The sequence below is a fragment of the Spirosoma sp. KNUC1025 genome (genome assembly GCF_045160025.1).
Taxonomy (GTDB): Bacteria; Bacteroidota; Bacteroidia; order Cytophagales; family Spirosomataceae; genus Spirosoma.
Map to the genome: position 1 here is coordinate 6,779,814 of NZ_CP087139.1, position 14,639 is coordinate 6,794,452.

At 49.5% G+C, this 14,639-nt stretch carries 11 protein-coding genes and 2 pseudogenes; 10 read left to right on the forward strand and 3 right to left on the reverse strand.

Annotation, left to right across the window (positions count from 1 at the left end):
• Positions 1–273: 273 nt before the first annotated feature.
• The 5 genes and pseudogenes from LN737_RS29615 to LN737_RS29635 all read left to right on the forward strand — a co-directional run bounded on the left by LN737_RS29615 (position 274) and on the right by LN737_RS29635 (position 5,078).
• Positions 274–1,191: a cation diffusion facilitator family transporter gene (locus LN737_RS29615; RefSeq protein ID WP_405514673.1), complete on the forward strand. Its 918-nt coding sequence runs from the start codon at positions 274–276 to the stop codon at positions 1,189–1,191.
• Positions 1,192–1,218: 27 nt separating this feature from the next.
• Entirely contained in the window at positions 1,219–1,968 is a 750-nt protein-coding gene (locus LN737_RS29620; RefSeq protein ID WP_405520573.1) for an ABC transporter substrate-binding protein, read from the forward strand.
• Positions 1,965–2,546: a Uma2 family endonuclease gene (locus LN737_RS29625; RefSeq protein ID WP_405514675.1), complete on the forward strand. Its 582-nt coding sequence runs from the start codon at positions 1,965–1,967 to the stop codon at positions 2,544–2,546. Before LN737_RS29620 ends, LN737_RS29625 begins: the two co-directional genes overlap by 4 nt.
• Positions 2,547–3,449 (forward strand): annotated as a pseudogene (locus LN737_RS29630) (AraC family transcriptional regulator ligand-binding domain-containing protein); the annotation flags it as partial.
• Positions 3,450–3,638: 189 nt separating this feature from the next.
• A complete protein-coding gene (locus tag LN737_RS29635; RefSeq protein ID WP_405520575.1) occupies positions 3,639–5,078 on the forward strand; it encodes an alpha-L-fucosidase in 1,440 nt (479 codons plus the stop codon).
• A 68-nt stretch (positions 5,079–5,146) separates the two neighbouring features.
• On the opposite strand, the gene LN737_RS29640 is transcribed toward LN737_RS29635, so the two are convergent.
• Both LN737_RS29640 and LN737_RS29645 read right to left on the reverse strand, forming a co-directional pair.
• Entirely contained in the window at positions 5,147–5,491 is a 345-nt protein-coding gene (locus LN737_RS29640) for a DUF4260 domain-containing protein (protein WP_405514677.1), read from the reverse strand.
• 35 nt (positions 5,492–5,526) lie between these two features.
• Positions 5,527–6,525, reverse strand: a complete 999-nt coding sequence (locus LN737_RS29645) for an NAD(P)H-binding protein (protein ID WP_405514679.1) — start codon at positions 6,523–6,525, stop codon at positions 5,527–5,529.
• A 189-nt stretch (positions 6,526–6,714) separates the two neighbouring features.
• Here LN737_RS29645 and LN737_RS29650 point away from each other — a divergent pair, with 189 nt between their 5' ends.
• On the forward strand, positions 6,715–7,626 hold the full coding sequence (locus LN737_RS29650) for a hypothetical protein (RefSeq protein WP_405514681.1): 912 nt from the start codon (positions 6,715–6,717) through the stop codon (positions 7,624–7,626).
• A gap of 49 nt (positions 7,627–7,675) precedes the next feature.
• On the opposite strand, the pseudogene LN737_RS29655 reads toward LN737_RS29650, so the two are convergent.
• A pseudogene (locus LN737_RS29655) lies at positions 7,676–8,949 on the reverse strand (3-phosphoshikimate 1-carboxyvinyltransferase).
• Positions 8,950–9,057: 108 nt separating this feature from the next.
• On the opposite strand from LN737_RS29655, the gene nagA reads away from it, so the two are divergent.
• The 4 genes from nagA (at position 9,058) to LN737_RS29675 (ending at position 14,564) form a co-directional block, all read left to right on the forward strand.
• The gene (nagA, locus tag LN737_RS29660; protein ID WP_405514683.1) at positions 9,058–10,227 is read left to right on the forward strand and encodes an N-acetylglucosamine-6-phosphate deacetylase; all 1,170 of its coding nucleotides are present in this window, start codon (positions 9,058–9,060) and stop codon (positions 10,225–10,227) included.
• Positions 10,228–11,088: 861 nt separating this feature from the next.
• Positions 11,089–11,307, forward strand: a complete 219-nt coding sequence (locus tag LN737_RS29665; protein WP_405514685.1) for a hypothetical protein — start codon at positions 11,089–11,091, stop codon at positions 11,305–11,307.
• 23 nt (positions 11,308–11,330) lie between these two features.
• Positions 11,331–14,042 (forward strand): TonB-dependent receptor, encoded by a 2,712-nt coding sequence (locus tag LN737_RS29670; protein ID WP_405514686.1) that lies wholly within the window; start codon positions 11,331–11,333, stop codon positions 14,040–14,042.
• A gap of 12 nt (positions 14,043–14,054) precedes the next feature.
• Positions 14,055–14,564 (forward strand): hypothetical protein, encoded by a 510-nt coding sequence (locus tag LN737_RS29675; RefSeq protein WP_405514688.1) that lies wholly within the window; start codon positions 14,055–14,057, stop codon positions 14,562–14,564.
• Positions 14,565–14,639: the final 75 nt, after the last annotated feature.

Below are 14,639 nucleotides of genomic sequence, written 5' to 3' on the forward strand. Positions count from 1 at the left end.
GTAAACGTTGCATATTTTTTTTGAATTTGGACCTAAATCTTTGCAAAAGCGGCTAAATCGGTGCTGAGTCGGTTTTTTTGGCGGATGAATGCCGTAGCCGTTTTTTTACCCATATTTCGTCCACTGGACGACTCGTCTTTTGATTGTGGATTTTAGTCAATAAAGTCACGTATTCATCTGATTTTTCAACGCAGATCAACCAGACCGTTCGCGGTCTTTCCGGGAAGTTAACTCGTTGCGAAAACAGATAACCACGCAAACGGTTCCATCACTATGGCATCAACAAAATCGGCTGTTTACACCGCTTTAGGGGCAAATCTGGCCATTGCGATCACCAAATTTATTGCCGCCAGCATTACGGGCAGCTCGGCAATGGTTTCGGAAGGCATACATTCACTAGTCGATACGCTCAATGAAGTGCTCTTGTTGCGGGGCATGAAACGAAGCCAGCGACCTGCCGACGACAAACGGCCATTTGGCTATGGGAAGGAGTTGTATTTCTATTCGTTTATTGTGTCGGTGCTGATTTTCGCCGTGGGTGGTGGCCTCTCGTTTTATGAAGGCGTTACGCACCTGCAACACCCGAACGCGATCGAGAATCCAACCTGGAATTACGTCGTGCTGGGCGTAGCCATTGTGCTAGATGGCGCTTCTCTCATTACGGCTCTACGTGCCTTCAATGAGCAGCGGGGCACACAACCTTTCTGGTCGGCCGTAAAATCCAGCAAAAATCCCGCTACGTTTGTGGTGCTGTTTGAAGATGCATCCGACGTACTGGGCCTGATCATTGCCTTTTTGGGTGTATTTCTGGGGCATCAGCTAAACAATCCGTATCTGGATGGGGTGGCGTCTATTCTCATCGGGCTGCTTTTAACGGCGGTTTCGATTCTGCTCACCCGCGAAAGTCGCAGCTTGTTGATGGGCGAAGCCGCCGACCCTGACGTTGTTCAGAACATCATTGCGACTACAGAGGCAAATCCGGGTGTCCTGAAATCCATTCGGGCGCTTACGTTTCAGATGGGGCCCGAAGAAATTGTTCTGATTCAGCGTGTCGCCTTTCGGTTCGACATCAGCAGCAAAGAGACCGTTCAGACAATGGCGCAGATCCGGCACGACGTTCAGGCAGCCGAACCCACCGTCCGGCAGGTTTTTATCGAGCCCGTTTATCTCTCCGACGGTGATGGCGCCTAACTTTGCATTATGCCATTGGCAAAAGCCATGACTTCACAACGTATCGTTTCTGTAGTACCCTCCCAAACTGAATTGCTTTTTGATCTTGGGCTGGATGAGGAGGTAGCTGGTATCACAAAATTCTGTATTCATCCGGCCAATAAGGTGAAGGGCAAAACTCTTGTGGGCGGAACCAAAACGCTGCAACTCGATAAAATTCAAGCCCTTAACCCTACGCTCATCCTGGCAAACAAAGAGGAAAACATGCGTCATCAGATTGAAGAACTGCAACGCCAGTACGCTGTTCACGTAACGGACATCAATACACTTCCTGAAGCACTCGCCATGATTCGGGAAGTGGGCGTCCTCGTCGGTAAAAGCGCAGAAGCGGACATCATGGCCCGAACAATTGACTCATCGTTTCACTCCCTCCCCATCACCCACACCCCAAGCGTTGCTTACTTCATCTGGCGTAAACCCTACATGGTGGCAGCCAGCGATACGTTCATTCATGCCATGCTGGAGCGAGCCGGATTCCAGAATGTCTTTGCCAGTCAAAGCCGCTATCCTGAAATTTCACCGACCGATTTGCAGTTGGCCAATCCGGATTTAATCTTCTTATCCTCAGAGCCTTATCCATTTACCCAGAAACACGTAGCCGAACTCAAGGCCATTTGCCCATCGGCGCGGATTGTTCTGGTTGATGGGGAGATGTTTTCGTGGTACGGCAGTCGTTTATTGCAGGCATCGAACTATTTTAGGAACTTGCGTAACGAAATTACGCGACAGCATTCATGATTACCGATATCTCACAACTCGATCCAAACGGTACGTATACCTACGCTGACTACCTGAAATGGCAGTTTGATGAAAGCGTCGAGCTGATCAAAGGGAAGATTTATCAAATGTTACCCGCACCAAAACGAGCTCACCAGCTAGCAGTCAGTCATTTGTTGGTAGATATCAGTGTTTATTTTGGTGATAGATCATGTGAAGTCTATACAGCTCCGTTCGATGTAAGGCTACCGGTCCGAAATGAACGCAAGCCCGATAAATTACATACAGTCGTCCAGCCAGATATTTGTATTGTCTGTGACAGTAGCAAGTTAGACGATGATGGCTGTTTAGGCGCTCCTGACTGGATTATTGAAATCACCTCGCCCCGAACTGCCAGGAACGACTTTAGCGAAAAGTTTGACTTATACGAAGAATCGGGTGTGCGCGAATACTGGATTGTTCAGCCTAAAGAAAAGGCGGTCAACGTCTATGCCCTTGAAGATAATCACTACGTTCTAGTCGATGTGTACGAATCAGGTGAAATCCCCAGTCGCATTTTTCCCGATTTACGTATTTCTCACGACCGTATTTTCCGTTAGATGACAACCACCAACGATACGCTTTCTGTTGCCTCTATCAATCTGATTTTGTTTGCGGCCCGGCAACAGGGAGCCGACTCAGCTGCGTTGGCTCAATCGGTAGGTATTACCGCCGAACAACTCCGCGATCCCGACGGACGGGTGCAGATTCGGCAGGTGCAGGCCTTATGGCGCGAAATCGTTGCCGCTACCGGCGATTCGGCCATTGCACTGAAACTCGGCGAACTGGTGAATCCGGTAGCTATAGGCGTACTGGCCTACGTAATGATGCACAGCCCTACGCTTGGGCGGGCCTTTGAGAAACTCTGTCAGTATCAGGATATTGTCTGCGAGGGTATCCGCACCACCGGACACCTCACCCCTTCCGGAAGCCAGTTCGAGCTGTCGCTGGAAATCACCAGTTCCGATATCATTTATCCCGAACATACACTCAACTCCGAACTATCGGTTTATCTGTCGGCCATGCGGGCATTAAGCGGCATTCAGGTTACGGCCGATGAGATTCGATTCGCCTATCCGCAACCGGCGGATATCCGCGAACATGAGCGCGTGTTTAGCCCGGCCCGCCTGACGTTCGGAGCCGACGTAACGGCTATGGTGTTTAACGCGCATCTGCTCAATATACCCGTGCTGAACGCCAGCCCTACCCTTTCGATGCTGTTTGAAAAACACGCAACGGATATTCTTACCCGGCTCAAAGCTCCTTCATTGAGCAGTCGCGTAAAATCGGAGATTGTTACGATCATGAAAGGCGAAGAACCCACGCTGGCCACCGTTGCCGACCGGCTGGCGATGGGCATCCGCACGCTCCAGCTTCACCTGAAAGAAGCGGGCACCTCGTATCAGCAACTGCTCGACGAAACCCGGAAAGAACTGGCTGTTAGTCATCTGCGCGAACCCAATCTAAGTACTACCGATATTGCCTATCTGCTTGGTTTTGCCGAACCGAGTGTTTTTTCCGGTCGTTCAAAAAATGGACAGGACAAACACCCGGCGCATTTCGAATGGCCCAGGCATAAGTATAATGCGGGCAGAAACCCGCAATTTTGTTTTCTGACGGGTCAATCCCGTATTTCTCAATACAACTTATTCATGAAAAAGAACCTTACTCTCCTATTTGCCAGCTTACTCTTTTCCACTCCGCTATTTGCTCAGCAACATTCTGAACAGAAACACGATAAATACGTTTGGCCGAAAGATGAGCAGGTCAAACAGAAACTACAGAACTGGCAGGATATCAAGTTCGGGCTGCTGATGCACTGGGGTACGTATAGCGAGTGGGGCATCGTTGAGTCGTGGTCGCTTTGCCCGGAGGATGAGGGCTGGTGCGAACGTAAGGGACCGCATTCAGCGAATTGGTACGAGTACAAAAAAGCGTACGAAAACCTCCAGACGACGTTTAATCCCGTAAAATTCAATCCCGAACGCTGGGCTGATGCCGCCAAGAAAGCGGGGATGAAATACATGATTTTCACGACCAAGCACCACGACGGCTTCTGCATGTTCGATACGAAACAGACCGATTATAAAATTACCGATAAGAAAACGCCCTTCTCAACGAACCCACGTAGCAATGTCACGAAAGAAATTCTGGGCGCATTCCGTCAGCAGGGTTTTATGGTCGGTACGTATTTTTCCAAGCCCGACTGGCATACAGAACATTACTGGTGGCCGTACTTTCCACCGAAAGACCGGAATGTGAGCTACGACCCCAAAAAATACCCCGACCACTGGCAGAAATTCAGCGATTTTACGTACAACCAGATTCAGGAATTGATGACGGATTACGGCAAAGTTGATATTCTCTGGCTTGATGGCGGCTGGGTACGTCCATTCAGTTCGATTGACTCGACCATCAGCTGGCAACGTACTATTCCTTACAATCAGGATATTAACATGGCACGTATTGCCGGGATGGCCCGTCAGCACCAGCCGGGGTTGTTGGTGGTAGACCGTACCGTTTCGGGTGAGTTTGAGAATTACGTAACGCCCGAACAGTCGATTCCCGACCACTATATGCCGATTCCCTGGGAAAGTTGCATGACGATGGGCGACAGCTGGTCGTATATCCCAAAAGAGCGCTATAAATCAGCCCGAAAGTGGGTGCAGACGCTGGTCGATATTGTCGCTAAAAATGGCAATCTGCTCCTTAATATTGCACCCGGACCCGACGGTGAATGGCACGAAGAAGCGTATCAGCGTTTGCAGGAAATTGGCAAATGGATGAACGTAAATGGCGAATCAATTTACGGTACCAAGCCGCTGGCTCCGTATCGGCAGGGGCAGTGGGCGTTTACGTCGAATGGCAAATCCGTTTATGCCTCTTACCTACCCTCCGATTCAGAAACGCAGATTCCGGCCAGTTTATCATTGCCTCCGCTCAATACGCCCCCAGCCGCCAAAGCCACTCTTTTGGGTACGACGCAATCGTTGAAGGTAACCAAAACCAAAGACGGCTTAAGCATCACGATTCCAGAGAAAGTCCGGCAGCAAATCGCGGGTCAACCTGTGTGGGTACTGAAAATTAGCTAAAGCCTTCAACAGCTTATTAGTAACGTAACGACCCGAAAACACCAGGCTTTCGGGTCGTTTTTTATGTACTACAAACTCCCTAAACTTGTGTGCTTGAAACTGTCGAAGTATTTCAGGCCATAGCCCATGGTACGGTCCATTGTCGAATGGGCAAACAGGATGATACCCGCCAGCATTAGATTCTGATTGCCTGTCATCAGGCCCAGCAGCCCGATGACGACGCCTAACCCTTTGTGATGCACGATGTTGTAGAGAACTGCGCCAACAGCCGGATTGATCGCGTAGCCAATCATGCTGATATCAGGTACCAGAATCAGCGCCGGAAACCACCACCAGGCAAAATGTAGTCGGGAGAATAAATAAATAGCACCTAAAAACTGGATTAGCTCCTCGGATTTCAATATCGTTTTCATTTGATTACGTCGTTTAAATGTTGATTCTGTGAGTGTTATTGATTCTGGTAGTTGTCAAACCAGGCCAGCGTTTCGGTTAAGGCCTGGTTCATGGGTGTCGGCTGGAAATCAGGGAATAGGTTCAGCACTTTTTGATCATCCAGCAGGATGGTGTTTTCGTAGAGGTACAGCATCTCTTTCACCTCACGTAACATGGGCAAAAACAAGCCTAACAAACTGATCAAAAACCGATTATACAACTGGATTTTCAGAGGCTTACCGGTTATAGCACTAATTTGCCCAAACCACCACCGGATCGACGGCACCGTTGTTCCGCCGTAATTCCATACCTGATAAGGCGCTTCATTCTGCTTTTCAGGAGTAGCGGCCTCCCGCTCCATCAGCCGGACAATGATCTCGGCGGCATCTTTCGTATAGACTGCCTGGTGAGGGATGTCGGCGTTTATGAGCCAGGGTAACGCTTTGCTATTCAGCGCATTTTCGAATATGGGTTTTACGCCTTCATTCAGTACGTTTGGTCCCCAGAAATCCGGCAGTCGAACATTCAGAACGCGGCAGGCACCCGCTTTTGCGGCCTGTTCCATCATGGCCTCAATCGTTACGCGTAACTGTCCTTTTCGGGTGCAGGGGTTGGGCAAACTATCCTCCCGGATTGGTGTTTTTGTGTTACCGAAATTGTAGACGTTACCCGGAAAAACAATCGTTGAGCGGTGCTGCATAGCGGCATCAATTACCTTTTTTGTGGCGGTATCCATGTTTCCGAACCACTTATTATAGGGGTAATTGATGCCATGAAAAATAAACTCGTTTCCCGCTGCCAGCCGGTTCAGTAAAACCGCATCCTGTACATCACCCTCCACAATGGTAAGTGTCGGCTGGTTTGGAAACAGGTTTTCCGCTTTGGCCTGATTACGAACCAGAAGCGTAACGGGCAACTGGCGGGCCAGCAGGTTTGCCGTTACGGCATAGCCAATGCTGCCCGTTGCGCCCAGAACAAGTGTATGAAAGGTAGTTTTGCCGGAAGTCGTGTTCATGACGTTTGTGAGTCTGCTAAGTACACAACAAAGGTCTGGCGAACCCGCCAGGTGGAGGCTGACGAACTGCGCAAATCGACTGACCGATTACGAAAAAATAAGTGTTTTCACTTATTTAAGTCAGTAGCAACGTAGTGTGGACAATCTGCGTAATTGATATAATATTGTTAGTCAGAACTGTATCTTACTATGAAACACCTCTCACTGCTTTTCTTTTTAGTCGGCCTGTCTGTATCGGCGCTGGCGCAGGAAGTTGTGATTGACACCAATTATTACACGCCCCCTTCGCAACGTCGACGCGTCTTAACCGCCGATCCAGAGGACAATTACAACCGGCAGCCGAAGCGGTCGACCCGCCTGTACAAGACAGATAATGAACTCTTCAGGCAACTCAAAGAAGTACAGACCTGGTACGCGAGCGCTGAAGGAGGTTTTCGTAGTGATGTCAGTATGCTGGACAACTCCTTCAGCGGACTGGTCAGAAATGCCACTCAGACAAAAGCCAATTGGAGCGTATTACTCGGTTATACGTTTCGGAATGCCTGGGCGGCTGAACTGGGTTACGCGCAGGCACCTGTTCATTTAAACATCACCATTGCCAACGGCGCAAATCCGCTTGTTTACACGTACCAGAACAGTGGTAATGGCATTCCGTTGCGGCTGAAGCGACGGATTGGTTCCGGAAAACGATCTGACAATGGTACCGGTTTCTGGCTGACAGCCGGAGCCTGGCTCGTTCCGAACGGGAACGTACAAATGGATGATTTTCGGCTCATCGGCTACATTTCCCGGAATCGTGGTAGTCGAACGGATACGCTACGACTCACCAACGCCACCGTTACAAGCAGTCGCATTACGGGTCTGGCCGAAGCCGGAATTGACTATTCTGCCCGTTTATCGCCTTTTTTCGAGTTAGGCGCGTATGTTCGTAAATACTGGGGACTGGGTACCGCCCTCCGCTCTGATCTGCTTTATACCGTAAACAATACGTCGGAGCAACGTGCCGTAGTAACAGCCGATGGTTCGGGCTGGGGCTTTGGTATTATCTTACGCTACGTGTATGGCCGTCGGCATGAATTGAAACACAACCGCGTCGATTAGACACGGATTCAGTGTTCCGAAAGCGGCCAACCGGTTTTTTTCGGAAATTTCATTCAACTACTTCGCTAACCTGGGCAACCCGCGCCATATCTTCCCAAAAACTCGGATACGATTTAGCAACGACGCCGGGTTCTTCGATAATAATTTCTTCCTGCATGGCCACAGGCGCGAAAGCCATTGCCATCCGATGATCATCGTAGGTAGCGATGGTGGCCGGTGATTTTGGTTTGGCGCTGAGCTGACGCACTACGTAACGATTGTTTGGCTCAAGTTCCACCAATTCAGCACCAATTTTTTGTAACTCGGCCTGCAAGGCCGCTACGCGATCCGTTTCCTTGATTTTTAGGCTTTCAATCCCCGTTAGGGTTAACGTAACGCCTTTCACGGCAGCACATACCGCCACCGTTTGTGCCAGATCCGGGCAGTCGGTAAAATCCCAGGCCAGCGATGCCTCAGCCGGCCGCTTGGTCAAGCGCACTCCGCTATCGGTAAAAGTGCTTTCGACTCCTAACGCCCGCATAATATTGACAATGGCGCTGTCGCCCTGTAAGGATTTCGCCTTCAGACCCAGCAGATTGATTTCCGCCGTTTCGTCCTTCGCCAGTGCTGCTACGCTGTACCAATAACTTGCCCCCGACCAGTCGGACTCAATAGCGTAGGGTTTTGGTGTATACGGTTTCGGTGCTACGGTGATGGTTTTGGCCGGGCCGCGTTCGGCATTCCAGTCGGCTTGTACTTCGGCACCGAAATAAATCATTTGCTCCAGCGTCATTTCGATGTACGGCCGCGAGCCAATAGCACCAGTCAGTTCCAGCGTAAGGCCGCCGGGCAGCGTTGGTGCAATCATTAGCAGGGCCGAAATGTACTGACTGCTTACATCCCCCGAATGCTCAGGCGGCTGGTTGCCGATGCGGTGAAGCCATTGAGTTGCAGCGGTGGGTAACCGTCTTTATTCAGATACGTAATATCGGCACCCAGATTTCGTAATGCATCAACCAGAATCCCAATGGGCCGTTCGCACATGCGCGGAGTCCCTGTCATGATTTTCCGTTTGCCCGTTACAGCAAAAAAGGCCGTCAGAAAACGCATCGTCGTTCCAGCGTCCAGCACATCAGCCGTCTCGCTGTCAGCTTTCAACAGCCGGATCATCGTCTGCGTATCGCGGGCCGTTGAGAGATTTTGCAACTGGCAGCGAAAGCCGGTCAAAGCATCAATAATCAGGGCGCGATTACTTTCGCTTTTTGAAGAAGCCAGTGGAATCGTGGCCTGAACAATACCGGGCTGGATCAGCGTAGCGGGGGGAAGTAAACGAACAGCGTTCAAAAGATAAACAGATTGGTACTGGCACAAAATTGTTCGCAAAAAAACGAAAAATCGGCTACATTCCGGCCATCATTTGTCCATTACGTGGCTCAATAGCTGCTCAATCTCATGAATCTGTTTATCAATGCTACCGTCTTCACAGGCGATGAATGGCTGACCGGAGCGTCGGTACGTATTAATAACGGCCGGATAGCGGAAGTTACGGCGGCAGAACTTCCTGTCGATGCAATCTCCAGTTCTGAATCTGTTGTCGATCTGAACGGCGATTACCTCATTCCGGGCCTGGTGGATCTACAACTTTACGGCGGTTCAAACTTGTTTCTGAACGACATCCCAGCGTCCGAAACAGTCCGGCATATTTATAATTCCCACGTCAAAAACGGAACAACAACCCTTCTGCCCACCATTCATTCTACATCGCTTGCTATTATGCAGCAGTCGATGGCTGCCGTGGCTGTAGTTCGGAACGAAAATCCGCTCGGCGTACCGGGTATTCACATCGAAGGGCCGTACTTTAACCCAGTCAAACGCGGGGCCCATAGCATGGCATACGTGCGTACACCCGCCGAAGGGGAGCTGGAAACCCTGTTCAGCACCAATGCCGATGTCATTCGCATTCTGACGTTAGCCCCCGAAATTCTGACACCGGAACAACTGGAAAAAATTAAAACCCTCAAGCATACAAACACTCTTCTTTCACTAGGACACAGCAACGCTACGTATCAGCAGGCTATGGCGGCATTCAACGAAGGTATTCCGCTCGCCACCCATTTGTACAACGCCATGCGGGGCTTCGAAAGTCGCGAACCGGGCGTAGTGGGGGCGGTTTTTGATCATCCCAGCGTTCGGGCCAGTATCATCGCCGACAGTTATCACAGTAACCCGACGAGTGTCCGCATTGCTTATCGGCTGCTGGGTGAACGCTTGTTTCTGATTTCGGATGCGCTGTTTGCCAATCCTCCCCGGCCAGACTTTACTTTAGAACAATTCGTGGTGCATTATGAGCCCGATCCAAACGGTCCGGGCCGCTACGTGAATAATGAAGGGAATCTGGCGGGCTCAGCCATTACGTTGATCGACTGCGTGCGAATTGCCGTTGAGCAGGCTGGAATACCCCTTACCAGTGCCCTTCGGATGGCCTCTGTTATTCCCGCCGAAATCATCAGTCTGGGCGATCAACTAGGCCGTATTCAGGCGGGTTACGTAGCGAATCTGGTAAGACTGGATCAATCATTGAACGTAAAAGGCGTCTGGACGCTGGGCAAACAAATACATTAACTGTTGTCGTATGACTTGTTCATCAAAACAAATGTCTCTCTGCTGACACTGTTGATTTCGCCTGGTCGAATCCCCTGTATATCTTGTGCACGTAATACGGTTGTACAAGATATACAGGGGGATTTAAGTATAAATACGGGTCAATTACTACGTAATCGCTGAAAAAATATCAGCAATACAATTAAATATTTCACTATTCAAATAATATAGCATTTTATTTTGCTAAAGCATTTGACAGCGTTATTATAATTGGCATATTTGAAAAAGTACAACAAAATATAGCTCTTAAAGTCGTGTACACGAAAGATCAGAGAGCTTAGCTAATCAGAAACCGGCAACCAGCTAATTGCCTAAAGAGGGAATTGGTTGTCGATTAATTTCAGTACCCATTATGGTCGTATCGATAAGTCGTAAAATCGGCTGTCAGGTTTTGTATTGCCATTTTTTTTTCAAATGATTCCGCTTGACATTCAACTTACTAACAACATGAAACGCCATCCGATCAACAACATCTACTCAGCTCAGGGGAGTTTTTCTCCCGGAATAATGCGCTATCAATCCCCGTCTTATTCTGCTACGTACCATTTTGGGGCGCATACCACCTTAAACCAGCCATTTACGTGTGCTGGGCCCCAACGTCGGGCAGGGCGTAATCAAAACACAGATTACCCTCTCCGTTAAACATCCGTATTAATCATCAGGTGTGAAGTGTGGTAAAGACGTAATCGATCCAGCGACGCCCCTCGCCTTCTTCTCATCCAATACTTGTGTTCTGCCGTCCTGTCCAGGGCTGCGTTGTATCCGATTTAATCCTGTTTAACTGTCCTCCTAGCTTAGTTCTTACTTTAATTTCCAATCAACATGACAAGAAAATTACGTAAACGTGACGTCATCCCTTTGTTAGTCACCGTCTTTTTACTGGTTGCTCTGTTGCCTATGGCTTCGTTGGCGCAATCCAGAAGAGTTACGGGTAAGATAACCGCCAGCGGTAACTCAGAAGCGTTACAGGGAGTTAATGTGCTGCTAAAAGGCAACAGCCGTAAAGGTGCTATCACCGACAATCAGGGGGGTTCTCGTTAGAAGCTACCCCAAATGATGTTCTGGTGATCAGTTTTATTGGTTTCAAATCCAAAGAAGTAAAAGTTGGGACCGAAACCAATTTCAACATTAGCCTCGAAGAAGATGCGACTCAATTGACTGAACTGGTCGTAACGGGTACACGGAATACAGGCCGTACTGTGTTGGAAACGCCTGTACCTGTTGACGTTATCTCAATTAAAGACATCATGGGCGATCTTCCCCAGATCGATCTGGCTCAGATGCTGGCTTTCGTTGCGCCCAGCTTCAACGCTGTTCGAAATCAGGGCGGTGACCTCGATTCGCACGTTGATCCGGTTCAGTTACGTAACATGGCTCCTAACCAGATTCTGGTATTGATAAATGGTAAACGTCGGCACACGTCATCGCTGCTGATCGGAACCACGGCCGTAGGTAGCCCATCGACCTCGGTCGACATGATGACCATACCAACAGCTTCGATCGACCGGGTTGAAATTTTGCGTGATGGTGCTGCTGCCCAGTACGGCTCCGATGCAGTTGCCGGGGTAATTAACATCATTCTGAAAAAAGGGACGAACAAATTAACGAGCAACCTGACCGGTGGCGGATATCTTAACTCGGGTGGCCAGGCTGGTGATCTTACCCAATCAGGCAAGGCCGATGGCTTTAATTATCAGTTTGATGCCAACTATGGTTTCAAAATTGGCGATAAAGGCTTCCTGAACCTTACCGGCCAGATTACCCAGCGCCGTCCTACCGTACGTCCTTTCGTCAACGACTGGGAGATTTACGACAATACGTATCTGAACAACCTGCGTACGGATAAAAATGGCAGACCCATTATTACGAACCCTGAGCTGATCAGTGCGCAGGCTGCGGGTAATGCCTCGTTGGTGTCGAATCTAAAAACACAGGACGGCTTGTTAAGCGCTCGTAACCTGTCAAGATCCGATTTTGCTGTGTACGCCGGTTTGCCGGGCATCACGATGGGATCGATGTTCTACAACGCCGGTTACGAAATCAATGCGAACACTACGCTCTATAGCTTCGGCGGGATGTCCTATAAATACCTGAAGGGATTCTCCTGCTATTATCGGCGGCCCGCACAAACCGACCGTTTCAACTACCTGCTCTATCCGAATGGCTTCCGACCACAGTTGATTACGAACACAGCCGATATTTCCAATACGGTAGGTATCCGTAGTAAGATCGGTGAGTTTAGCGTCGATTTCAGCAATACGTTCGGTCGCAATACGTCGCTGATCAGCATGACGAACACCTTCAACGCATCGATTGGTGCTAACTCGCCGGTAGATATGAATATCGGTACGCATCAGTTCACGCAAAACTCGACCAACCTCGATTTCTCACGTTATTTCAAAGGCGTCATGAACGGCCTGAACGTAGCGTTTGGTGCTGAAATGCGGATTGAAAATTACAAAATCATCCGTGGTCAGGAAGAAAGTTATGCCTACGGCGATGCAGGTATCCTGACGGCAACGCAGGCGGGTCTGCTGGTCGGCCCGAATGGTCTGCCTTTACAAAATGAGAATGCGCAGCCCATTGTGGGAGCCGATGGTAAGCCATTGTCGGTTTACGCAGGGCAACAGGTAACGGTTAAGAACTTTGCCTCTAACTGTCAATGTTTCTCAGGCTTTGGTCCTAAAGATGAGCGGAATGCGTTCCGTACGACGATGGCAGCTTACCTGGACACGGAGCTGGAGCTGACGCGCAAATTCCTGGTAACGGCTGCCCTGCGGGTTGAAAACTATTCTGATTTTGGGGGTGTCTCCATTGGTAAGCTGGCTGCTCGCTATAATCTCGCTCCTAACTTAACGATCCGGGGTTCTATTGCGTCGGGTTTCCGGGCACCTTCCTTACAGGAGCTGAATTTCACGCACACCACTACGGCGTTTATCCCCGATGCAAACGGCGTTCCACAGCCACTTGACGTAACGACCTACGCGACAAACAGTACAGCGGCCCGTGTTCTGGGCATTAAGGGGCTGAAACAGGAAAACTCCCGTACGTATGGCTTTGGTTTAACGTATCAGCCAATGCGGGGCTTTGAAGTGAGTGTCGATGCCTATCAGATCGATGTCGACAATCGTATCTTCCAGACCAGCTTCTTTAGCGCTGAAGAAGTAGGCAACAACTATAATGAAGTTATCGGTGGTGGGCAGGCTCAGTTCTTTGTTAATGGAGCCAATGTACGCTCCAGAGGGCTTGAACTGGTTGGGAACTACACGCAAAATCTGACCCGCAACCGGAGCCTGACTTACAGCCTGGCCGCTATCTTCAGCAAAAACACCATCCTGAGCCGGAACCCACCCGCGCTGAACGTAGCGAACCTAACTTCTGAACAGGTTGTCGAAAAATACCTCAGCCGGGACATTATCGGTCAGTTCGAAACCGGAACACCACGTACCAAACTTATTGCCTCAGTTATGTATCGCCAGGGCAAATGGGACGCTATGCTACGGGGAACCTACTACGGTAAAATCACGGCCCTTTCCGTATCAGCCGACGACAAAGGAAACTACTACGACCAGACGTTCACTCCTCAGACCATTCTTGACCTGTCTCTGGGCTATACGCTGAACCGTAACGTGAAGTTTTCTATTGGTGGCAGTAACATCCTAGACAAATATCCTCAGATTCTTCGTCCGGAAAACCGTGGTTTCTATCTGTATTCCAACTATCAGCAAGGTTCCAGCGGTGCTTATTACTATGGCCGGGTGTCGTTCAACTTCTAATCTATCCTGACGATGAAAACTATTATGTATACGCTGCGCTCACTCTCAATATTTGGCATTGCTCTTTCTCTGATGGTCATGGCTACCTCCTGCGAACAGAAGGATTATGAGCCTATCATGACTGCGGCCCCCGGTGGTGGTACGGTATCGACCTATAAAGCCTATACGTTAGGCTCAGCAGCCGGAACAACCATCAACGGCCGCGTGGTTTTTTACAAATACAGCTCTAGCGTTACTCTGGTTGAGGTTGGTCTGTATAACACCGCTTCAAGTGCCACTTACACGGCTTCCGTTTATCAGGGAAAAGCAATCGAAAGCTCGGCTACGGTACTTAAGCCGCTGGATGCAGTAAGTGGCACCACCGGAGCGTTTTCCAGCAATAAGTATTTTACAATCAACGAAGCCGGTTTTTATGACAAGCTCAGTGCCCTGAATGCGAATGTCAAAATTATGTCCGGGACTACGCTGGTAGCCAGTGGTGATATTGGCTTGAACGCAACTCCCGTTGCTCAGGGACAATAATTCGTTCTACATTACGCTTTATAAATCAGGCACCCACGTTTCTGGCGTGGGTGCTTTTTTTGCGACAAAATGCGC

Coding starts and splice junctions, on each gene's coding strand:
- LN737_RS29650 (WP_405514681.1), top strand. CDS start 6,715: ATGAAACACCTCTCACTGCTTTTCTTTTTAGTCGGCCTGTCTGTATCG.
- LN737_RS29620 (WP_405520573.1), top strand. CDS start 1,219: ATGACTTCACAACGTATCGTTTCTGTAGTACCCTCCCAAACTGAATTG.
- LN737_RS29665 (WP_405514685.1), top strand. CDS start 11,089: ATGACAAGAAAATTACGTAAACGTGACGTCATCCCTTTGTTAGTCACC.
- LN737_RS29645 (WP_405514679.1), bottom strand. CDS start 6,525: ATGAACACGACTTCCGGCAAAACTACCTTTCATACACTTGTTCTGGGC.
- LN737_RS29625 (WP_405514675.1), top strand. CDS start 1,965: ATGATTACCGATATCTCACAACTCGATCCAAACGGTACGTATACCTAC.
- LN737_RS29615 (WP_405514673.1), top strand. CDS start 274: ATGGCATCAACAAAATCGGCTGTTTACACCGCTTTAGGGGCAAATCTG.
- LN737_RS29675 (WP_405514688.1), top strand. CDS start 14,055: ATGAAAACTATTATGTATACGCTGCGCTCACTCTCAATATTTGGCATT.
- LN737_RS29640 (WP_405514677.1), bottom strand. CDS start 5,491: ATGAAAACGATATTGAAATCCGAGGAGCTAATCCAGTTTTTAGGTGCT.
- LN737_RS29635 (WP_405520575.1), top strand. CDS start 3,639: ATGAAAAAGAACCTTACTCTCCTATTTGCCAGCTTACTCTTTTCCACT.
- nagA (WP_405514683.1), top strand. CDS start 9,058: ATGAATCTGTTTATCAATGCTACCGTCTTCACAGGCGATGAATGGCTG.